Annotated in this window: 18 protein-coding genes; 10 read left to right on the top strand and 8 right to left on the bottom strand. The window is 66.0% G+C overall.

Annotated features, from left to right (window positions below):
• Positions 1–12: 12 nt before the first annotated feature.
• Positions 13–1,131 carry a phosphate ABC transporter substrate-binding protein PstS gene (pstS, locus tag AC6CH3_RS03225; RefSeq protein WP_498131082.1) on the bottom strand — a complete coding sequence of 373 codons (1,119 nt, stop codon included), beginning with the start codon at positions 1,129–1,131 and terminating at the stop codon, positions 13–15.
• A gap of 231 nt (positions 1,132–1,362) precedes the next feature.
• Between pstS and AC6CH3_RS03220 the strand changes: the two genes are divergently transcribed.
• Both AC6CH3_RS03220 and AC6CH3_RS03215 read left to right on the top strand, forming a co-directional pair.
• The gene (locus AC6CH3_RS03220; protein ID WP_498131081.1) at positions 1,363–1,911 is read left to right on the top strand and encodes a flavin reductase family protein; all 549 of its coding nucleotides are present in this window, start codon (positions 1,363–1,365) and stop codon (positions 1,909–1,911) included.
• A gap of 63 nt (positions 1,912–1,974) precedes the next feature.
• Positions 1,975–2,394, top strand: coding sequence for a DUF1761 domain-containing protein (locus tag AC6CH3_RS03215; RefSeq protein WP_498131080.1), 420 nt, complete (start codon positions 1,975–1,977; stop codon positions 2,392–2,394).
• Between the two features lie 28 nt (positions 2,395–2,422).
• On the opposite strand, the gene AC6CH3_RS03210 is transcribed toward AC6CH3_RS03215, so the two are convergent.
• Positions 2,423–2,920, bottom strand: coding sequence for a hypothetical protein (locus tag AC6CH3_RS03210; protein ID WP_498131079.1), 498 nt, complete (start codon positions 2,918–2,920; stop codon positions 2,423–2,425).
• Positions 2,921–2,942: 22 nt separating this feature from the next.
• Entirely contained in the window at positions 2,943–4,859 is a 1,917-nt protein-coding gene (locus AC6CH3_RS03205; protein ID WP_498131078.1) for a primary-amine oxidase, read from the bottom strand.
• Between the two features lie 124 nt (positions 4,860–4,983).
• Here AC6CH3_RS03205 and AC6CH3_RS03200 point away from each other — a divergent pair, with 124 nt between their 5' ends.
• The 3 genes from AC6CH3_RS03200 (at position 4,984) to AC6CH3_RS03190 (ending at position 7,588) form a co-directional block, all read left to right on the top strand.
• Positions 4,984–5,580: a TetR/AcrR family transcriptional regulator gene (locus AC6CH3_RS03200; protein ID WP_498131077.1), complete on the top strand. Its 597-nt coding sequence runs from the start codon at positions 4,984–4,986 to the stop codon at positions 5,578–5,580.
• Positions 5,581–5,705: 125 nt separating this feature from the next.
• Positions 5,706–6,665: an AraC-like ligand-binding domain-containing protein gene (locus tag AC6CH3_RS03195; protein ID WP_498131076.1), complete on the top strand. Its 960-nt coding sequence runs from the start codon at positions 5,706–5,708 to the stop codon at positions 6,663–6,665.
• A 227-nt stretch (positions 6,666–6,892) separates the two neighbouring features.
• Complete coding sequence (locus tag AC6CH3_RS03190) at positions 6,893–7,588, top strand: AmiS/UreI family transporter (protein ID WP_498131075.1); 696 nt, start codon at positions 6,893–6,895, stop codon at positions 7,586–7,588.
• Here the strand turns inward: AC6CH3_RS03190 and AC6CH3_RS03185 are convergent.
• From AC6CH3_RS03185 to AC6CH3_RS03175, 3 genes are all read right to left on the bottom strand, one after another.
• The gene (locus AC6CH3_RS03185; RefSeq protein WP_498131074.1) at positions 7,565–9,040 is read right to left on the bottom strand and encodes an APC family permease; all 1,476 of its coding nucleotides are present in this window, start codon (positions 9,038–9,040) and stop codon (positions 7,565–7,567) included. The genes AC6CH3_RS03190 and AC6CH3_RS03185 overlap by 24 nt on opposite strands.
• A gap of 165 nt (positions 9,041–9,205) precedes the next feature.
• Entirely contained in the window at positions 9,206–10,543 is a 1,338-nt protein-coding gene (locus tag AC6CH3_RS03180) for a flavin monoamine oxidase family protein (protein WP_498131073.1), read from the bottom strand.
• A 9-nt stretch (positions 10,544–10,552) separates the two neighbouring features.
• Complete coding sequence (locus AC6CH3_RS03175) at positions 10,553–10,897, bottom strand: cupin domain-containing protein (RefSeq protein ID WP_498131072.1); 345 nt, start codon at positions 10,895–10,897, stop codon at positions 10,553–10,555.
• Between the two features lie 183 nt (positions 10,898–11,080).
• Between AC6CH3_RS03175 and AC6CH3_RS03170 the strand changes: the two genes are divergently transcribed.
• From AC6CH3_RS03170 to AC6CH3_RS03160, 3 genes are all read left to right on the top strand, one after another.
• The gene (locus AC6CH3_RS03170) at positions 11,081–11,674 is read left to right on the top strand and encodes a TetR/AcrR family transcriptional regulator (RefSeq protein WP_498131071.1); all 594 of its coding nucleotides are present in this window, start codon (positions 11,081–11,083) and stop codon (positions 11,672–11,674) included.
• A gap of 141 nt (positions 11,675–11,815) precedes the next feature.
• Complete coding sequence (locus tag AC6CH3_RS03165; RefSeq protein ID WP_498131070.1) at positions 11,816–13,225, top strand: aldehyde dehydrogenase family protein; 1,410 nt, start codon at positions 11,816–11,818, stop codon at positions 13,223–13,225.
• Between the two features lie 415 nt (positions 13,226–13,640).
• Positions 13,641–14,681 (top strand): glycoside hydrolase family 16 protein, encoded by a 1,041-nt coding sequence (locus tag AC6CH3_RS03160; RefSeq protein WP_498131069.1) that lies wholly within the window; start codon positions 13,641–13,643, stop codon positions 14,679–14,681.
• Positions 14,682–14,785: 104 nt separating this feature from the next.
• On the opposite strand, the gene AC6CH3_RS03155 is transcribed toward AC6CH3_RS03160, so the two are convergent.
• Positions 14,786–16,147 carry an MFS transporter gene (locus AC6CH3_RS03155; RefSeq protein WP_498131068.1) on the bottom strand — a complete coding sequence of 454 codons (1,362 nt, stop codon included), beginning with the start codon at positions 16,145–16,147 and terminating at the stop codon, positions 14,786–14,788.
• A 28-nt stretch (positions 16,148–16,175) separates the two neighbouring features.
• Positions 16,176–18,104, bottom strand: coding sequence for an FAD-binding monooxygenase (locus tag AC6CH3_RS03150; protein WP_498131067.1), 1,929 nt, complete (start codon positions 18,102–18,104; stop codon positions 16,176–16,178).
• Positions 18,105–18,327: 223 nt separating this feature from the next.
• On the opposite strand from AC6CH3_RS03150, the gene AC6CH3_RS03145 reads away from it, so the two are divergent.
• Positions 18,328–19,842: a fumarylacetoacetate hydrolase family protein gene (locus AC6CH3_RS03145; protein WP_498131066.1), complete on the top strand. Its 1,515-nt coding sequence runs from the start codon at positions 18,328–18,330 to the stop codon at positions 19,840–19,842.
• Complete coding sequence (locus AC6CH3_RS03140) at positions 19,839–20,543, top strand: GntR family transcriptional regulator (RefSeq protein WP_498131065.1); 705 nt, start codon at positions 19,839–19,841, stop codon at positions 20,541–20,543. Before AC6CH3_RS03145 ends, AC6CH3_RS03140 begins: the two co-directional genes overlap by 4 nt.
• The last annotated feature ends 1 nt before the right edge of the window (position 20,544 follow it).

The raw sequence follows: 20,544 nt of genomic DNA, 5'->3' as shown, positions 1-20,544 counted from the left end.
CTCAATAAAACTTTACGACTTGACCTTGATGGCCTCGATGGCCTTGGTAGCCTTTTCGGTCAGGGCGGCGGACAGCGGAGCCGACTTTGCGGACTCAGCGGCAGCCTTCTGGCCTTCTTCAGAGACGACGTACTTCTCGAAAGCCTTGACCAGGTCAACCGTTTCCTGCTTGTCGTAGGTGGCGCAGACGACGTGGTAGGAGACGAGGACGATCGGGTAGGCGCCGGACTCAGTGGTGGTGCGGTCCAGGTCGATGGCGGTGTCGATTTCTGCGCGGCCTGCAACAGGCTTGCCGGCGTCCACGGCCTTGGAGGCGGCTTCCGGGGAGATCTTGACGAACTCGGAGCCGACCTTGATCTGGGCGGTGCCCAGCTTGCCGCCGACAGCGGAGTCATCTGCGTAGGTCACGGCACCCGGGGTGTCGGTGACGGTCTTGACCACACCGGAAGTGCCCTTGGCGTTCTCGCCCTTGAGGGAGGCAGGCCAAACGCCGTCGGCCTTGTCCTTCCAGACCTCGGGGGCCGCAGCAGCGAGGTACTCCGTGAAGTTCTTGGTGGTGCCGGAGTCGTCAGAGCGGCTGACCGGCGTCACCTTGAGGTCCGGGAGCTTGGCGTCCGGGTTCAGGGCGGCGATGGCGGGGTCGTTCCACTTGGCGATCTCGCCGCGGAAGATCTTGGCGGCGGTGGTGGCGTCCAGGTTGAGTTCGGTTACCTCCGGCACGTTGAACGCGATTGCGATCGGCGAGATGTAGACCGGGATGTCGATGGCACCCTCGGGACCGCACACCTTCTTGGACGCGGTGAGTTCCTCGTCCTTCAGGTAAGCGTCGGAACCGGCGAACTGGGCCGAACCGTCGAGGATGGCCTTGCGCCCCGCGCCGGAACCGTCCGGGGAGTACTGCACGGTGGCGCCCTGGTTTGCGGCGGCGAAGTTCGTCTTCCATACGTCCATGGCTGCGCCCTGCGCGGAGGAGCCGATGCCCGTAAGGGTTCCGGTGACCTTGGTTCCGGCGGCGGTCTGGGTGCCTGCCGGGGTGTTCGTGGCGTTATCGGAACCACAGGCGGTGAGCGCGAGTGCGCCAGCGGCGATAACAGCGAGTGCCGCGTGGCGGCCGAAGCGGAGTGCCTTCACTGGGTGTACCCCTTCCAGGGTTTCTGATGCGATCCGGACCGGAGACGTCCGAATGGGGGATGCGTACGTTCTGTACCTTCATTCAAGGTATGGGTCTGAGGTAACGCGCAATGGGGTCCAAGGTGAACGGAAGATTAACGACGGCGGGATTTTGACTTACATATGCTGGGTCTCCATTGCGTTAGCTGCGCCACAGTCGTAGTGCACCAGCCATGTGGCACGATGTCCCGTATGGAGACCCCCGGACGCCTGGACGCCCACCGTCTGGCCGGCGGCCCGACGGACGCGGACATCGATCTTTACCGCCGGCTGAGCGCCGACATCGCGGCCGGCGTCGCCGTCGTTTCCACCACGCTGCGCAACCGCGACTATGCCGCCACAGTGAGCGGATTCCTCTCCGTCTCCTACGAGCCGCCGACGATGCTGGTCAGCCTTTACGCGGAGTCACGCATCGGCGAGGCCGTTGAGGAGGCGGGTACCTGGGCGTTGAGCCTGCTGTCCGGCAGGCACCGGGGGGCAGCGGACTGGCTCGCGAGTCCGGGGACGCCCCTGCAGGGACTGCTTGCCCAAATCCCGTTCCGGCGGGGCCCCGCCACCGGATCAGCGATCCTCGACGGCGCCCTGGCCTACTTCGAGCTGCGCACTGTCGCCATCCATTCCGCCGCCACCCACCTGCTCGTGGTGGGAGAGGTTCTCGCCATGGGCAGCGGCGCTTCCCCGGCAGAAGCCCCCGATCCGCTGGTTCATTTCGGCTCCGGGTACCGCCATTTGGCACCCTGAATGATGGACGATTGAAGCCTGGACATCGACGAGGGTCAACGAGCACTGATTGAGGAGTAGAACATGGTTCCTGAAATCAACATCTGGGCGGTCCTGGTGGCAACGCTGTCGACCATGGTCGTGGGGTCGATCTGGTACACGCCCAAGGTCTTCGGCAACTACTGGATGCGCACGGCCAAGGTCACGCCCAGCGGCGAGGGAAAAGACGCGATCAAACCGATCCTGATCACTCTCGTTGTCAGCTTCGTCAGTGCCCTCGTTCTTGCCGGCTCGGTTGCCATCGCCCAGGAATTCTACGGGGGCAGCTTCCTCGCCAATTCAGTGATCACCGCCGTCATACTTTGGGCAGGATTCACCGCCGCCCGCTTCATCACGCACGACGCCTTCGAAGGCCGGCCGGCCGGACTCACCATGCTGAATTGCGCCCATGAGCTCGTGACATACCTGGTCATGGCCCTGGTCATCGGCCTGTTCGGCACCTAAGCGCGAAGCTTGAAGCGCGAATGTGCAGCTAATGCCCGCAAATCTCCACTTTGAGGTCATTGCGTGCCAGTTCGCGCCGTACCGGTTCGCGCCAGCCACGCGTACGCAGTCGCGCCACCAGCGTTGCGGCGAGGAACGCCGTCGTCATTTCCAAAGCGATAACCAACAGCATGACGACGGCGGCGGACTCCCCCGCGCCGCCCGCGGACCCTGCCAGGCCGCCCGCCGGAGCGGCCGCCGCGTGGCTGTGGGCTGACCGGCCCGACGCCAACAGCAGGAAGGTATGGACCGCCGCCATTCCGACGGCGGAGGCCATGATCCGGTGGAGCGCCGCGACGTTGCTGCAGCGCCAAAGGTGCAGGGCGCACGGCAGGCAGACCGCCACCATCGCGAGCATCAGGGCACTGAGCCATACCGCGTGATGGTTTCCGGCCGCAAACCACACGTGAGCGATACAGGACGCGGCCGTCACCAGGGCGCAGACGCGGGAGTGGAGCATGCCGCCCAGGACAGTTGGCGGACTCATGCCCGCAAGCAACGCAGCATGATCAGCCATGGCAGTGTCCGCCGGAGGGCCGGGCAGAGGCCGGAACATCCAGGACCGGGCTGCGGTCAAAGAATCCTTCGGGGCGGAGCTTGAACCCGACGGTGTCCACGGGCATGATGGGCCAGTCCTCGACGCGGGGGAAGTGGGTGAGCCCGAACGTGTGCCAGACGACGATGTCCTGGCCGTCGATGTCGCGGTCCTGGGCGACGTAGGCGGGCAGGCCGGCACCGCCGGAGTGCTGGTTGACGAAGTCGCCCGTCGGGTAACGCTCGTCTTCCGAGTAGCGGGTGACCCACAGGTCCTTCGTGGCGAACGCGGCCCGGCGGGCGATGGAGGATTCCGGATCGGCCTGCAGGGTGGGCTGGTTGTGGGAGTGCAGTTTGTAGCCCACCGGCTCGCCCAGTCGGTTGCGGGATTCGGGGTTGGAGATGATCCAGGTCCGGCCCGCCCTGGCGTCGGCCTCGCGGGCACCTTCGGACTCGCGGGCCAGCACGGTGCGCTTGCGGGAGAACGCGTTGCCCCGTTCGTTGCCGGGGCCCATGGCCTGGCGGACCACGTCCTCCTCCTCGACGCGGTTCGTGAATCCGTCGATTGCCATGTCCAGGCGGGCGCTGAAGATGTGCTGGTGGAAGGGTGCCCCCAGCCCCGGCGCGAGCTGGGAGATGTTGTCCGAGCCGCCTTCCGGGAAGGCTGATGTGAAGACGACGCCGGTGGCCTTGGCTTCGAATTCGATGGTGCCGTCGAGGTAGAGGTACCAGTAGAAGCCGTAGTCGTAGTTGCCGATGGTGGTGAAGAAGGAGATCACCAGACGGCGGTTCCGGCGGGTGTAGTTGATGCCGGACCAGAGATCGCTGTGCTTGGACAGGATGCCCCAGTCCTCCTCATGCATGCAGATGCCGTTGCGGATTTCGCGGGGGTTGCCGAAGGCATCGCTGATGACCGGGCTGAGGTAGGTGATCTCGCCGAGGCAGTCGCAGCCGAGCTCCAGGGAGTTGGCATACTGGCCCACCAGGTACTCCCCGGTGTCAAAGTAGTTCTGCCAGGACCGGATCGGGGACGGGTCTCCATACGGAACCACCATTTCGGCGATGGAGGCCCGGTTGATGATGGGACGCAGCCGTTCCCCGTCCCGGAAGGCGAGATTATGCAGCACCACGCCTTCGCGGACATCGAAGCCGACGTCAACGCTCCACTTTTCCCACTCGACATGGTTTCCGCCGGTGACGGTGAAACTGGGGCCCTCGGGCTGGGTGATGCTGATCGGCTTCTGGGTGGCCCGCAGCGGTCCGGTCAGTTCCGGATCCGTGTAGTTGCCGTGCTCGGCGGGCACGGGGAAGATGCCGGTGTCGACCACCTGCGTGACTTCCTTGTTGACCACGTCCACGTAGGCGACCAGCCCGTCTACCGGGTGGGCCCAGGCGCTGTCCTCGGGAAACTCCTGCACGAAGGCCAGTCCGCGCAGGATGCGCCGACCCTTTTCCTCCGGATACTCGAACACGCCGGCCGACAGCGGGGCCACGCGGACCTTGTTGACGTTCAGGTTCCGCGAGGCGAGCGCCTTCAGCCACCGTTCATCCGAGGCCAGGAGCTGCTCGACGACTTCGAATTCCTCTTCAAGGACGGGAAGCTCGCCGGTGGCGGCAGTGTCCAGTTCGACGGCGGAAATCACCTCGCGCGCCGCAAGCGAGACCGTGACGTCGATTGGCGCCGCGCCCGATACGTCATGGAGGAATATCCGGAACCGGCGGTCCGCAGTTTCGGCACCCGCGCCGCGCACCGGATCCAGCAGGCCGAGGTAGGCGGTGCGCTTCTCCGGGCCAAAGAGCCCGGCCGCACGAAGAATGCTTTGCACATCGGTGATTTCAGCGGCCGTTGCCAGGCGGTACGGGGTGGCTACATCTGTGAGGGAGGGCGTCATGGCGGCCTTCTGTCCGGGACTCTTGGCGGGTCGGGTTTTTATTTTCTATAGTTGTAGAGAATAACCGTACGTAAGATGAGTCACAAGGGTCTTGCGCCAAAAGAATTTCCTGGGGAGCGGCTGCGTGCCAAAGATTGTTGATCACGACGAGCGCCGGCTGGAGCTGGTGGACGCCACCTGGCGGATCATCGCCCGGCTTGGGATCGAAGGTGCCACCATGCGCGAGATCGCAACCGAGGCAGGGTTTGCCAACGGTGCCCTCAAGCCCTATTTCCCGACGAAGGACACCCTGCTTACTTTCGCCTTCGGCCATGTCTTCAACAGGACGAACGAGCGCATCGCGGAAGTCACCGCCGGGAAAACGGGCATCGCAGCCCTGAGGGCATTTGCCCTCGAGGTGCTGCCGCTGGACGAGGAGCGCGTCCATGAGGCGCGCATCGTGATTCCCTTTTGGCAAAAGGCCATCATCGACGCAGAAAAGGCGGCCATCCACAGGGACTCCATGGACCAGTGGCATGCCGCCATCCTCGAGCACCTTGCCCAGGCGAGGGAGAACGGCGAGGTAAGCTCCGCCGTCGGGGACCGCGCCATTGCCGGAAGCCTGCTGAACATGCTGCTGGGCGCCCAGATAGCCGCGGCGCTGGCCCCGGAGGGGCAGGTGGACCGCGGCCTAAGCGACGACCTGGAAGGCTTTCTGGCACTACTCCAGGCCGGTCCATAATTTTTTTCAACATATGTGGAAAAAAGATGACAGGAGCGGCGCGGCGGCGCTAACCTGAAATGACTGTGTCCCAGGACACAGCATGGGCACTCCCATTCAGATGGCCTCCCGGCGTCAGGAACACCATGTCTGCAACCACAACCCGCCCCGCGGGCCACGACCTCAAAACCACTGTGGCCACCTCGTTCGACCACTGGCGACACCTCGTGGCGGAATCCTTCGTGCCGCTGGCGGCCGAGACCGGTGACGCCGATGCGTTCCGCGGCAGGATGCGCTCCCGTGTGGTGGACCGCATGTGCATCGTGGAGGTGTCGGCCACGGGCCACACCGTCCACCGGACGCCGGCCCTGCTGGCGCAGTCGGACCAGCGCTACTTCAAGCTCAACCTCCAGCTGGAGGGCACCGGCCTCCTGGTCCAGGACAGCCGCGAGGCCCTGCTGCGCCCCGGCGACCTGGCCATTTACGACACCAACCGCCCGTACACCCTGGCCTTCGAAGACCAGGCCAGGGTGCTGGTGGTCATGTTTCCGCACGATTCACTGTCGCTGCCCTCCGACTATGTGGGGCAGCTTTCGGCCGTGCGGCTGGCCGCCGGCCACGGCCTGACGAGCATAGTGGGGCCGTTCATCACCCAGCTCGCCGCGAACCTTGAAGCCCTCAACGGTCCCAGCGGCACCAGGCTGGCGGCAAACGCCCTGGACCTCGTCTCGACCATGCTCCACTCGGAGCTGGACGTGGCCCAGGACCGCATGAAGCCGCAGACGCTGCTCGCAACCTCGGTCCGCGAATACATCGAAGCAAACCTCGCCGACCCGCAGCTTTCGCCGGCCAGCATTGCGGCGGCCCATTTCATTTCCACCCGCCACCTGCACAACGTCTTCCAGGAATCGGGCACCACGGTTGCCAGCTGGATCAGGAGCCAGCGGCTGGAGCGCACCCGGCGGGATCTTCGTGACCCGCTGCACTCCGGCATGCCGGTGAGTGCCGTCGCCGCCCGCTGGGGCTTCGTGGATGCTGCGCATTTCAGCCGCACGTTCCGCGACGCATATGGCCAGTCCCCCAGCGACTGGCGCCGGGGCGCCTGAATCCCGGCAACCCCGCGCAGCCCTCGGCAGCCTGACCAGCCTGACGCCCCCGCAGCCTTACAAGCCCCGCAGCCTTACAAGCCGCGCAGTTAGCTCCGATCCAACGGATTGCGACTGACGCTCTCAAGGAAGTTCCACCGCACGCCAGTAGCATTTCATATCGTGACCGAAACATTTCACGACATGAAATACAGCCCCGCAGTGGCGCGCCCTAAGGACGCCAGGCCGTGACCCACATCTGCCTTCTTCTCTCCGGCGCCGCGCTCCTGATCAACGGACTGGCACTGCTGGGCACCCTCCCCCGCCGGGACGCCGCCGTCTTCAGTTTGTTGACCGGAAGCATCCAACTGGTCCTGGCCGTCATCCATGTGAGTGCCGCCGGGGTGAGTGCCGGCGGTGGAACGCAATCGCTTCTTGGCGCGTCCGGGATGTTCCTCTTTGGACTGACCTATGTGTACGTGGGATTGGATGTCCTGCTGGCGCTCGGGTCCAAGGGACTCGGCTGCTTTTGCGGGCTGGTGGCCGGTTGCGGCCTCTTTCTTGCTGCCTCCTGGTCCGGCCAGGATCTGCTCCTGGCCGTCCTGTGGGTGTGCTGGGCCTACCTCTGGCTGCTGTTCTTCCTGCACCTGGCCCTCGGCTTCGAACGGCTGGGACCGCTCATCGGCTGGTCGCTGGTCCTCACGAGCCAGGCTTCGGCCACGGCGCCGGCGGTCCTGGGTATCACCGGCCAGTGGCCGGGAGATCCGACGGCGGCGGCGGCAGCGGCGGCGGCATCTCTCCTTGCGCTGTTGCTGCTGGGGCTGTTGCTGCTGGCCGGCGGCCTCGCCAGGCGCGGGCGGCGAATTGCCGCCCGCGCCGCTATCGCCGTCGCTACCGCCGCCGCTACCGGCGACAGCCCCTTACCCGGCCAGCTCAGGCTCTAGGATCCGGACCCGCTTCTCCACCCCGATCTCCACCAGCACGCCGGCGAGGAAAATCACGGGAACAGCCGCCAGCAGCCCCGTGGCCGTTTCTGCACTTCCCCCGATGAGTGAGGTGAAGTTGCTGACCACCAGGTAGAGGACCCATGCCAGCAGCACGGAGGCGAGCGCCGGGGCGATGAGGGTCTGCCAGTGCTGTCCGGCCACCCGCTCCCGGCGGAAATAGCCGACGACGGCGAGCGAGCACAGCATGTACAGCACCAGCAGGGCCGCGACGGCGAGGCCGCTGAACCAGGAGAACAATGTCAGCACGGGGTCCAGTCCCAGCAGCGCAAAGGGCGCCACGAGCAGGGCTGCAACGATGGTCTGGATCCAAGCCGCGGCTGCGGGCGCGCGGTGCCTGTTGGTCCGGGCCACGACGGCCGGCATGGAGCCGCGCAACGCCAATGAATGAAGGTAGCGGTTGATGCCGTTATGGAAGGCAATGATGCCGGCCAGCAGGGAGGTCACCAGCAGGACTCCGGCGGTGACGCCCGCCCACGGTCCGAACAGTTCCACGATGGGGCCTATCACGAAGGACGTGGCGTCGCCCGATTCCAGGGCGGCTCCCGCAGCGGCTACCACCTGTGAAGGTCCGTAGAAGCTGACCAGCATCCAGGTGATGAAGGAGAAGAAAACGGCGATGATGCCCACGGAGAGATAGGTGGCCCGTGCGACCGTGCTGTGCGGGTCCTTGGCCTCAGCGGAGTAGATGGCCGTGGATTCAAAACCGAACATGGAGGCCACGGCAAACATGATGGCAACGCCCGGAGCGCCGCCCGCAATGGCCTCCGGCGCAAACGAGGCGGCGATGTTCAGGCCCTCGGGTCCGCCGCCGCGGAAGAGGACTGAGAAGCCAAACATCACGAGAATCGCCACTTCCAGGCCCACCAGAACAGCCAGCACACGGGCACCAAGTTCGATGTTCATGGAGCCCAGTACCTGGACGCCGGCCATGGTCACGAGTGCGAGCAGCCACCAGGGGACAGCGATCCCGGCAGATGCCAGCAGCCCGGAGAAGGCCGCCCCATACAGCCCGTACATCGCTGCCTGCACGGTGCTGTAGGCCAGCAGGGCAAGCCATGCCGCGCCGGCGCCGACCTTGCGTCCGAACGCCGCCGTGACATAGGCGTAAAAGGCGCCGTTGGTCTGCACCTTCCGGCTCATGGCGACGAAGCCGACGGCGAAGATAACAATGACGAGACCGACGATGAGATAGGCGCCCGGGGCGCCTGCACCGTTGCCGAGCGCGGCGGCCAAGGGGGCTGCTCCGACGATTCCGGTCAGCGGGGCCTGCGCGGACAGGACGAAGAACAGGATGCCCAGAACTCCGATGCTTCCTGCGCGCAGGGCGGTGGAGTGCTCCTGGCGGGAACCTGGTTCTGCGGTCCGGGATTCGGGATTCGAAATACTCATTGGATCCTTCTTGTCGGTCATGAGTGCGGATGTTGTGAGGCGCTGCGAAACGCCTGCCGTGCCGGGCTTCTTTGTCCGTGGCTTAGCTGATGTGGGGGCGCCTGTGAGATGCGCCATGAAATCCAGAATGACACCGGAACCCGGCTGTGCCTTGTCGTGCAGCGATCAGTTGTTGTCCCTGAGCGCAGTCACGCCCGGGGCTGCTGGGCTTGCCAGCAGGGACGCAGCATCGTGGGCAGCTTCCATGCCGCTCTCGATTGCGCCGTCAATAAACCCGCCCCAGCCGTTGGCTATATCGGAGCCGGCAAACAGGACCCTGCCGTGGGCCGCCTGCATGGCGGGGAGGCAGGTCGAGAGGTAGCCGGTCCGGTGCATGGGCCAGGTTTCACCAGACAGCGGGTCATCCACCCAGTTGTGGCTGGCCACTGCAGCAACCTCGGCTCCCGGCACGAGGCGGGTGAGCTGTTCCTGGACTGCGGCCGGATTCTCGACGTCGATCTTTGAAGCGTCAGGGCCGAAACCGACGCCAATCGTGTCGCCGTCGAGCGCGTATTCGACCTGGAAGAAATTCAAGGGCCACTCGGCGCCCCCCAGCGCAATGAAGGGGGCATGTTCGCCGCGGAGCCTGAACCAGACCTTCGCACCCCGGGAGACCTGGCCCAGGCTGGAGCCTTCTGCTTTGGCCGCGGGCAGCGGCGGCTCGAAGGCCACTGCCTTGAGGGCATGCAGCGGAACGGTGACAATCGCCGACCGGGCCAGCACCGTCCGCCCGTCCGTACTGCGGACGCTGACCACGCCGGCGTCTTCCGCGACAGTTTCCACGGTGAAGCCATGCTCGATGCCGGCCCCGGAATCCGCGAACATTGCAGCAGCCAGGGCGGCAGTGCCGCCAACGATCTTGTAGGTGGCGCACGCTTCGAAGTTCACCGCCCAATCGCCGTTGGTCAGGGCAACCCAGCGCAGGGCCTGGGTCAGCGCCGCATTTTCCAGCGGCCCGTTGAAGTTCAGCGCCCAGAAGGATTCGAGGATGTCCCGCGGCGCTCCGGCAGGGAACTGTTCACGGATCCTGTCCTGGACGGACACGTCGTCTATCGCCTTGAACTCGTCGCGTGCCAGTGGGCGGAAGGGCTCCGGGAAATACTTGCGCGCGTCCTGGACGAACTCTCCGTTTGTCTGGCCAATGAGTGCGAGCAGCTCATCCGGCCCTCCCTCATGGCGGCGCCCGTCCGCCCACCAGAACGCCCGTTCCGGCTCGGGGCTGGGCGTGGTGTCCAGCCCGTAGCGCTTCAGTTCGGCCCAGACATACGGCTGTGTCCAGTGCACCCAGGTGCCGCCGATTTCGAGGTCCCGTCCCAGGCGGTGGTCCAGCCAGGTCCGCCCGCCGATCCGGTCCCGTGCTTCGACGATATGGACCGTGAGCCCCTGCCTGCTGAGCTCGCGGGCGGCGGTGATCCCGGCGAAGCCGGCGCCCACCACGACGACATCGTACAGTTCGCGTTTCATCGCGGCCGCCTAGGAGTACACGAAGAATTCGACGGTGGGCGCAAGGACGGCCCATCTGGTGCGCGCGCCCTTGTTGAAGGACGCGGCGCCACCTGCAGTGAGGTCGTAGGTGTCCCCGCCCTCCACTTCGATCCGCAGGTGGCCCTGGATGATGGAAATCGTTTCGTCTGCGTGGATGGCCAGGTCAAACGGCTCCGGCGCCTCCGCGGGCGTCACATGCCAGTAGCCGCAGGCGAGCGAGGGGCGGTCCCCCTCCCCGAAGCGGCGGACCCACTGGACCTTGCCGAGTTCGAAGGGTTCATTCTTGTTCGGGTCGAGGGCAGACGACGTGGTGAAAGCAGGGGTTTCTGACACTGTGGCTCCAGATGTGCGGGGACCCGGCGTTCCGGCCGGGCAGGTTCGGGTTTCCAACGGAGGTGGCGGGTCGGACTGCAGGAACAGTGAGCTGCATCACCACCGGTCCAGAAATCTAAGCAAACGCTTAGTTTTAAGTCAATAGCCCCTCGAAAAGCCGGGAGCACTGGCTAGACTCGGCATATGAAGCCCTCCGCTGCACCTGCCCCGCCGTCCAAATACGGGACGGGAAAGGAAGCGCTGCTCCGCGCCGCCGTCGCCGTGGTGGCCGCGAAGGGGCTGCGTGGCCTCACGTACCGCTCGGTCGCGGAGGCCGCCGGCGTGAACAATACGCTGGTGGCTCACCACTTCGGCTCCCGCGACGCCCTGATCGCGGCGGCCCTGGACTGGGCTGCCGAGCAGTCGATCAGTGCGTCCAAGCTCCGTGAAGCCGCCGCACTCGGCCATTCCTTTACCGAGTCACTTCTGGAGTTGCTGCTCGCTGAACCGGAACTGCAGGTCTTCCAGTACGAGATGATCCTGGAGGCGCGCCGGCGGCCCGAGCTCGCCGCGGCGGTCTCCGCCCTCTACGAGAATTACGTCAGCGCCCTGGCCGACAGCCTGACTGCTTCCGGGCTGACGCATAACGTCCAGGTAGTAGCCCGGACCCTGTTTGCTTGCCTTGATGGCCTGGTTCTCCAGTATCTGGCCGGGGTGGACCGCGCCATCATCGCCGCGTCGCTGGAAGAAGTTCACGACGTGCTGCTGCTCCGGACCGGCGCGGACGGGCGGGCGTAGGCGGCGCCCTCGGCAGCTGTTCGCCTGAGGTCAAGAGCCGTTCGCGGATACACAAGACGGTTCAGGACCAGCCGGGCAGACTCGAGACACAGCCTCCGGCCACGCTGGCCGTGCGCACCACCTACTCGAAGTGGAGTACCCATGGAAACCTACGACGCCCTGCTGGCCTCGATCACCCCGGCCGCCGGCGCGACCCGGACCATCCTTGACCCCGCCACCGGCACCGTTGTCGGTGAAGCCCCCGTCCACACCATTGAAGATCTCGAGGGGGCTATCGCCGCCGCCCAGGCAGCCCAGCCGGCCTGGGCAGCCCTGGGCCACGACGCCCGGTCCGCGGCGCTGCTCAAAGCAGCCGACGCCGTCGAACGGTCCGCCGAAGAACTCGCCCGCCTGCTCTCCCGCGAGCAGGGCAAACCGCTCAACGGCCCCAACGCCCGCTTCGAAGTCGGCGCGTGCGCCGCCTGGCTGCGCGCCGCAGCCACCACCCCGCTGGCACCGGAAACCGTGGTGGACGACGGCCAAACGTACGCCGAACTGCACTACCGCCCCATCGGGATCGTCGGCGCCATCGGCCCCTGGAACTGGCCCATGATGATCACCATCTGGCAGATCGCCCCCGCCCTGCGGATGGGCAACGCCGTCGTGGTCAAACCCTCCAAGATGACCCCGCTGTCCGTCCTGGCGCTGGCCAAGGTCCTGAACGAGGAACTCCCCGAAGGCCTCCTCACCGTCGTCTCCGGCGACCGCAAGGTCGGTGCCCGCCTGGCCGAACACCCCGCCATCGGCAAGGTCATGTTCACCGGCTCCACCGACGCCGGCAGGGAGATCATCAAATCCTCTGCGGGCACCGTCAAACGCCTCACCCTCGAGCTCGGCGGCAACGACGCCGGCATCGTCCTGCCCGACGCCGACCCCAAAGCCATCGCCCAGGACCTCTTCTGGGGCGCCTTCATCAACACCGGCCAGACCTGCGCCGCCCTCAAGCGCCTCTACGTCCACGACGACATCTACGATGCCGTCTGCGAAGAGCTCACCAAGGTTGCCGCGGCCATGCCCATGGGCCTCGGCCTCGACGAGAACAACGTCCTCGGCCCGCTGCAGAACAAAGCCCAGTACGACGTCGTGACCCGCCTCGTCGAGGCCGCCCGCGACTCCGGCGCACGCGTGCTCGTAGGCGGCAACCCCGACCCCGACCAGCCCGGCTACTTCTACCCCACCACGCTCGTCGCCGACATCGACAACGACAACCCGCTCGTCGCCGAGGAACAGTTCGGCCCCGCGCTACCGATCATCCGCTACAGCACCGTGGACGAGGCAGTGGAAAAGGCCAACGCGCTCGACGTCGGACTCGGCGCCTCCGTCTGGTCCCCCAACCTCCCCGAGGCCCGCAAGGTCGCCGCCCGCATCCAGGCCGGCACCGTCTGGATCAACAAGCACGGCGCCGTAGACCCCCGCGTCCCCTTCGGCGGCGCCAAGCAATCCGGCTACGGCCTGGAATTCGGCGTTGAGGGCCTCAAGGCCGTCGCCGTTCCCCAGGTCATCAACGGCTAAGGAGCCGCCCAGCCGGGCAACACGAGGACACCACATACCGGAGCCGCCGTCGCAAAAGCGATGGCGGCTTCTTACTGCCGGCACAATGCGACGTTAATCACATGACGGACCGGATGCAACGGCGCGGCAGACAGGACGTTTGCGCAGGTCACTGGTGGATAGGAGTGGCTGCCGACCCCTGCGGCTCCGAACCGGCCGGTTGGACGCCGGCTTGCGGCCTTTATTACGAATTAGTAACGTAACTGACTGCCTGGCCCGGACATCGGGCCCCGGACGCCCGATCTTTGGGGCCGGATGCGACGAGCGGCACAAGGTTGCTCGGGTCCCCTGACAGGGACTACAAGAAGCTTCAGGCGCGCGTCACCACTTCGATGTGGCTGCCGCGTGCGCCTGTTTACGCCCCGGAGGGGTTTTTTTGTTCAACAAGAAACTAGCCACAGTAATTACGGTTGGCGCGCTGTCCCTGACCGGATGCAGCCTTGCCCCCACAGGCATCGGGGCTTCAGCCCCTGACGCCTCAAGCGAGGGACTTTCCGCCCAGGCCGCGCCGGCTTCCACGGGCGAGGCCACCGCCCCGGCAGTCAAGGCTGCTCCGAAGCCAAGCACCAAGGCTCCGGCCGCCAAGGCTCCCGCTGCCAAGCCTGAGCTGGCACCTGCGAGCGCACCGGAGCCGGCAGCTGCCCCGGCCGCCGCACCCCAGCCGCCGGCACCGAAGCCGGCCCCCAAGCCGGCACCGGCAAAGGCGCCCGTGGCCCCGCAGGGCAAGGCCGTACCCGCTGCCAACGTGGCGGCAGCACCCGCTGCCGGCGACGGGAAGCAGGCCGCGACCACGCTGGGCTGGGGTCCTGTTGTGGCCGGTGACGAATTCTCCAACACCGGTGCGCCGGATCCCGCAAAGTGGGGCGTCTACGACAGCGCCGGCCACGCCGGGAACGGCATCCGCAGCCCCAAGGCATGGTCAGTGGCGAACGGTGTGGCCACAGTTACGGGCGACTCAGCCGGAACCACCGGAGGCATGTCCGCAAAGTTTGCACGGCAGAAGTACGGACGCTGGGAAACCCGTATGAAGACGAACGCCCGGGACCCGCAGTACCACCCGGTCCTGATCCTCTGGCCCACCAAGCCGTCCTCCACGTGTGACGAGATTGACTACGCCGAGGGTGGCAGCAAGACCTCCAAGATCAAGTTCTTCCTGCACTACGAATGCGGCGGCTCGAACTTCCAGACGCAGTCGTCCTACGCCGTTGACACCACGCAGTGGCACAACTACGCGGTCGAGTGGACTCCAGCCGGCATCACCGGCTACGTCGACGGAGTGAAGACCTTCACTGACACGGACCCGGCACACCAGCCCTCCGGCGCCATGCAGCAGACGCTGCAGCTTGACTGGTTCCCCGACGGCGGTGCCCCTGCCACCTCGCAGATGCAGGTCGATTGGGTCCGCGTCTACAAGTAGGCCGGCACAGTACGAGGCAGCACTGCCAAAGCAGCATTACCAAAGCAGCAGAAAGGATGCCGGCGCCCGTCAGGGGCGCCGGCATCCTTTTGTTGGAATGACAGTTAGTGCGTCACAGCCGGCTCAGCCTGCTCCTCCGTGTCTGCTGCAAGGGAAACGCCCTTGGTTTCCTTGACCAGGGTGACTCCGATGAACGAAATTACACAGAGCCCCATGATGTAGAGGCCAATGGAGCCTGACCAGCCGGTCTCCTTGAACAGTGCTTCGGCGAGAAGCGGAGCGAAGGCGCCGCCAAGAATCGAGCCGAGGGCGTAGCCGATTCCGATGCCGGAGTAGCGGACGCTGGCGGGGAACATCTCCGCGTACATGGCTGACATCGGTCCGTAGGAGAGGCCCAGGCCGACGGTGAGGATGAAAATCGCCGCGCCGTAGGCCCAGATGTTGCGGGTGTCGATCAGCAGGAACATCGGGATCATCCAGGCGAAGATGAGCACGTAGCCGATCTGGAAGGTCCGGACCCTGCCGATCCTGTCCGAGAGCGCACCGCCGTACAGCGTGAACACGAGCCACCCGAACGAGGCGAGCAGCGTGGCCAGCAGTACGGGCGACGCTTCCATCTTCAGGGTCTTCTGCGCGTAGGAGGACAGGAAGGCGATCACGAGGTATCCGGCGGCGTTGTTGCCGATGAAGATGACAGCGGCCAGGACGACCTGCACCTTATTCGTCCGCAGCAGCTGTGTGAGCGGCGTGGCCGACTCGCGCTTGCGCTCGACCATTTCCTTGAAGACCGGGCTTTCCGACACCGCGGACCGGATGAAGTAGCCGAGCACAATCAGGGCGACGGACAGCAGGAACGGTATCCGCCATCCCCATTCCAGGAACTGCTCCGGGGACATGGAGAGCCGGAGCAGGAAGAGCACCAGCGTCGCCAGGATCATGCCGACCGGAACACCGATCTGCGGGTAGGCGCCCCAGAAGCCGCGCTTGTTCACAGGCGCGTGTTCCACTGCCATCAGCGCTGCGCCACCCCATTCGCCGCCGGCGGAGAATCCCTGCAGAATGCGCAGGACCATCAGCAGGACCGGAGCCCAGACGCCGATCTGGGCATAGGTGGGGAGCAAGCCGATCAGGGCAGTGGACGCACCCATCATCACCAGGGTGAAGACGAGCATGGCCTTCCGCCCGACCCTGTCACCCAGGCGTCCGGCGATCACCGCGCCCAAGGGCCGGAAGAAGAAGCTGACACCGATGGTTGCCCACGAGACGAGCTGGGCCAGGCCGGGACTGTCGGTGTCCAGAGGTTTGAAGTAGAGGCTGGCGAAGACGATTCCCGCTGCCTGCGCGAAGATGAAAAAGTCATACCACTCAATGGTGGTGCCGACCATGGTGCCGGCGACGACACGGCGGTCGTCCTGGCTCATGCGCTGGCGGCGCGGGGGTGCACCCGCGGTTTGGGACGATGACATTAAAACTCCTATGTTTTAGCGCTGCCGCTCAGGCGGACCGCAGCCGGTCTGGCAGGAGGGGCGCGAAGAATGCGGCGAGCTCTGCAGTCGCCGTCAGGGGCAGGACGTTTGCCACATACTGGTCCGGGCGCACCACCACGACGACGCCGCCGCGGTCGATGCCGCGCAGTTCGAAGATGTCGGACGCCGGGTCGGTGGCGAAGACCTTCTCCAGGTAGGTCAGCTGGAACGGGCCCACCTGCGGCTTGAAGGCCGCCGGAACGGCATTGATGTCGATGTTCGTGTGGTCCTGCTGGTAGATCACCTTCACGTCGAACCATGCGTCAGCGTCAGCGCCCGACGGCGTGGCCGCCAGCGGTGATTCCGGCGAGTTCGCGAGCCACTCGGCGAAGTGATCGGTGGGCGTCCCCGTACCCTGCTGTCCCCTGCCCCGCTGCCCCGTAACGGGGGCTGCGGCGTCGGCGAAGACGTAAATCCGCCACCGGCCGTCGGCCTTGGCCTGGTGGCCGAGGTGCAGCGGGTTGGTGTCGCAGACCCGCACAACGGGCGCGGACTTGAAGCGCTTGCCGACCGGGAAACCGGTGGCCCGGCCCTGGTGCGTGGCCTCGGCTACGATCATCGACGGTGCGTATTCGGTCATGAAGCCCGCGGGGAACTCGGCGGTGCGCACGTAAAAGTCCTCCAGTTCGGAGGGGTTCTCAAACTCCTCCGGCTTCTTCGCCATGAGCGTCGACCACACCTTGTCGAAGTCGATGAGGTTCTTCGCCACCACCTGGCGCTCTGCGGAGTAGGTGGAGAGCAGGCTTTCCGGGCTCCGGCCCTCGAGCACGTGGCCCAGCTTCCAGCCGATGTTGAAGCCGTCCTGCATGGAGACGTTCATGCCCTGGCCTGCCTTGGCGCTGTGAGTGTGGCAGGCGTCGCCGGTGATGAAAACGCGCGGCGTGCGGGTGCCGAGCTCCTCCGGGAGGACGTCGTCGAACCTGTCGGTGAGTCGGTGGCCCACCTCGTACACGCTGTGCCAGGCGACGTCGCGCACGTCGAGTGTGTAGGGGCGGATGATGGCGTTGGCCTTGGCGATGATCTGCTCGATGGTGGTCTTGCGGACGGCCCCGTGGTCATCTGCCGGGACCTCGCCAAGGTCGACGTACATCCTGAAGAGATGGCCGCCCTCGCGCGGGATCAGCAGGATGCTGCCGCCGTCATGCGACTGGATGGCGCACTTGAGGCGGATGTCGGGGAAGTCCGTGGAGGCCAGCACGTCCATGACGCCCCACGCATGGTTGGCCTGGTCGCCGGCCATGGTGCAGCCGATGGACGTGCGGACCTTGCTGCGGGCGCCGTCCGCGCCGACGACGTACTTGGCCCGAACCGTCCGTTCCCGCCCCTCGTCGGGGCCGGCGGTGTGGGCCAGCGTCACGGCGACCGGGTACTCGCCTTGCCCGGTGACCTCCAGTCCGCGGAACTCCAGTCCGTAGTCGGGGGTCATCCGGGTGGGTGACATGGCCATGACCTCGGCGAAGTAATCCAGCACGCGGGCCTGGTTGACGATGAGGTGCGGGAATTCACTGATGCCCGCCGGATCGTCGAGGGTGCGGGCGGTGCGGACGATGTTCGCGGGGTTCTCGGTGTCCGGCTTCCAGAACGCCATCTCGGTGATCCGGTACGCCTCGGCAATGATGCGCTCGGCGAAGCCGAAGGCCTGGAACGTTTCGACGCTGCGGGCCTGGATGCCGTCGGCCTGGCCGATGGCCAGCCGGCCGGGCCGACGCTCCACGATGCGCGTGGTGATGCCCGGGAACTGGGACAACTGGGCGGCAGCAAGCATGCCGGCGGGGCCGGAACCCACGATGAGCACGTCCACTTCGTCGGGAAGCTGCGCGGGCCGGTCGATGCCGACGCCGGCGGCCGGCTGGACTCGGGGGTCACCGGATACGTAACCGTGGTGGTGGAACTGCACGGGCTTTCCTCACTTCACTGTGTGGCTGTCTGTCGCCGCCAAAGGCTGATCGATATTAGAATTCAGAGTTCTATATTCGAAATACGGGATCTGAGTCACCACTGTACGGCAGATGTGACCAGGACGACAAGTGCCTGAATTTTGGGCCTTAGGGCGTTGACGGATTCCACAATCCGGGCCATAGTGTTTCGTATACGATTTCGTACTCGATGAGGAGTAACTCTTGGAACAGGTCAACGACCACCTCCTGGCCGCGGCCCGCAAGGTCATCGCGGTGCACATCAACTACCCCAGCCGGGCGGCCCAGCGCGGCCGCACGCCGGAGCAGCCCTCCTACTTCCTCAAGCCGCCGTCGTCGCTGGCCCTCGGCCCGGCAGCAGCCCCGTCAACCGTGGAGCGGCCGGCCGGTTGCGAACTGCTCGGCTATGAAGGCGAGATCGCCCTGATCATCGGCAAGCCTGCCCGCCGCGTCGGCCTCGAGGACGCCTGGAGCCACGTCGAGTGGGTCACCGCCAGCAACGACCTGGGTGTCTACGACCTCCGTTACGCGGACAAGGGCTCCAATCTCCGGTCCAAGGGCGGCGACGGCTTCACCCCGGTCGGCCCGGGACTGATCCCCGCCGACGCCGTGGATCCCGCCAAACTGCGCATCCGCACCTGGCACAACGGCGAACTCGTCCAGGACGACACCACCGGGGACCTCCTCTTCCCGTTCGCCCGGCTCGTGGCGGACCTGTCCCAGCTGCTGACCCTCGAAGAGGGGGACATCATCCTGACCGGCACACCGGCGGGCGCGTCCGTTGCCAAGCCCGGCGACGTCGTCGAGGTTGAAGTCAGTGCCGCCGGTGCAGAGGACGGGGGGCTGACCACCGGGCGCCTCGTCACCCGCGTGGAGGAAGGTTCGACGCCGTTCGCCGACTTTGGCGCCCAGCCCAAGACGGATGACCTGCAGCGGGAGGAAGCCTACGGCTCGCGGGAAGCGGCAGGTCTCGCCGCCGTCGGGCATGACCAGGCACCGGCGGCGCCGGCCCTCTCCCCCGTGCTGAAGGCGAAGCTCGAAAGCGTCTGCACCGCAACCCTGTCCTCCCAGCTGCGCAAGCGCGGCCTGAATAACGTCAGCATCGACGGCCTGCAGGCTACCCGGCCGGAGAAGCGCGTGGTGGGCCTGGCCCGGACCCTCCGCTATGTGCCCAACCGCGAGGACCTGTTCAAGGCCCACGGCGGCGGTTTCAATGCCCAGAAGAAGGCCATCGACTCCGTCAACGAGGGCGAGATCCTGGTGATGGAGGCCCGCGGAGAAAAGGGCACCGGCACCATCGGCGACATCCTGGCCCTGCGTGCCCAGGTCCGCGGCGCCGCAGCCATCATCACCGACGGCGGGGTCCGTGACTTCTCGGCCGTGGCCGCCATGGACATGCCCACCTACTATTCCAACCCGCATCCGGCCGTTTTGGGCCGCCGGCACATCCCGTGGGACACGGACATCACCATCGCCTGCGGCGGCACCACAGTGCAGCCCGGCGACATCATCGTGGCCGACTCGGACGGCATCCTGGTCATCCCGCCGGCACTCGCCGAGGAACTTGCCGACGATTCCATCGCCCAGGAACGCGAGGAAGTGTTCATCGCCGAGATGGTGCAGCAGGGCCACAGCGTGGACGGGCTCTACCCGCTGAACGCGGAATGGCGTGCCAAGTATGAGGAATGGGAAGCAATGGGAAGCAGGCAAGGCCAATGACTGAGACCGCCACCGCCGCAGGCAGGGCGACTGCCACCGCCACCGGCAGCAAGTCCGAGCAGGCTTACAAAGCCGTGAAGGGCCGCATCGTCGACGGGACGTACTCCCCCGGCTATCGCCTGGTGCTGGCCAAGATCGCCGACGACCTGGGCGTCAGCGTGGTCCCGGTCCGAGAGGCAATCCGCCGCCTCGAAGCAGAGGGGCTGGTGAAGTTCGAGCGGAACGTCGGCGCCACGGTGTCCGGGATCGATCCCACCGAATACCTCTATACAATGCAGACCCTGAGCATTGTCGAGGGCGCGGCCACCGCACTGTCAGCTCCACTGATCGGCGAAGCGGACATCGCCCGTGCCCGTGCGGTGAACGAGGACATGCGAGCCTGCCTGCAGCACTTTGATCCGGTCCGGTTCACGCAGCTGAACCAGGACTTCCACAGCGTCCTGTTCGAGCACTGCCCCAACCCGCACATCCTGGACCTGGTCCATCGGGGCTGGAACCGGCTGGCATCCCTGCGGTCGTCCACGTTCCGCTTCGTCCCCGGCAGGGCGCACCAGTCCGTGGACGAACACGAAGCCCTCCTGAAACTCATTGAAAGCGGCGCCGACGCCGACACCATCGAAAAAGCAGCACGGCTCCACCGCAGCGCCACCCTGGACGCCTATTTGGCCTCCGCAAGCGACCACCAGACCCCACAGCAGTAAG

It is taken from the genome of Arthrobacter sp. GQ119 (genome assembly GCF_059759125.1).
This window is presented reverse-complemented; position numbering and strand designations above follow the sequence as displayed.

Excerpts from the sequence above, each read along its gene's own strand:
- AC6CH3_RS03220 (WP_498131081.1), top strand. The coding sequence starts at position 1,363 with ATGGAGACCCCCGGACGCCTGGACGCCCACCGTCTGGCCGGCGGCCCG.
- AC6CH3_RS03215 (WP_498131080.1), top strand. The coding sequence starts at position 1,975 with ATGGTTCCTGAAATCAACATCTGGGCGGTCCTGGTGGCAACGCTGTCG.
- AC6CH3_RS03210 (WP_498131079.1), bottom strand. The coding sequence starts at position 2,920 with ATGAGTCCGCCAACTGTCCTGGGCGGCATGCTCCACTCCCGCGTCTGC.
- AC6CH3_RS03205 (WP_498131078.1), bottom strand. The coding sequence starts at position 4,859 with ATGACGCCCTCCCTCACAGATGTAGCCACCCCGTACCGCCTGGCAACG.
- AC6CH3_RS03195 (WP_498131076.1), top strand. The coding sequence starts at position 5,706 with ATGTCTGCAACCACAACCCGCCCCGCGGGCCACGACCTCAAAACCACT.
- AC6CH3_RS03185 (WP_498131074.1), bottom strand. The coding sequence starts at position 9,040 with ATGAGTATTTCGAATCCCGAATCCCGGACCGCAGAACCAGGTTCCCGC.
- AC6CH3_RS03180 (WP_498131073.1), bottom strand. The coding sequence starts at position 10,543 with ATGAAACGCGAACTGTACGATGTCGTCGTGGTGGGCGCCGGCTTCGCC.
- AC6CH3_RS03170 (WP_498131071.1), top strand. The coding sequence starts at position 11,081 with ATGAAGCCCTCCGCTGCACCTGCCCCGCCGTCCAAATACGGGACGGGA.
- AC6CH3_RS03165 (WP_498131070.1), top strand. The coding sequence starts at position 11,816 with ATGGAAACCTACGACGCCCTGCTGGCCTCGATCACCCCGGCCGCCGGC.
- AC6CH3_RS03155 (WP_498131068.1), bottom strand. The coding sequence starts at position 16,147 with ATGTCATCGTCCCAAACCGCGGGTGCACCCCCGCGCCGCCAGCGCATG.
- AC6CH3_RS03140 (WP_498131065.1), top strand. The coding sequence starts at position 19,839 with ATGACTGAGACCGCCACCGCCGCAGGCAGGGCGACTGCCACCGCCACC.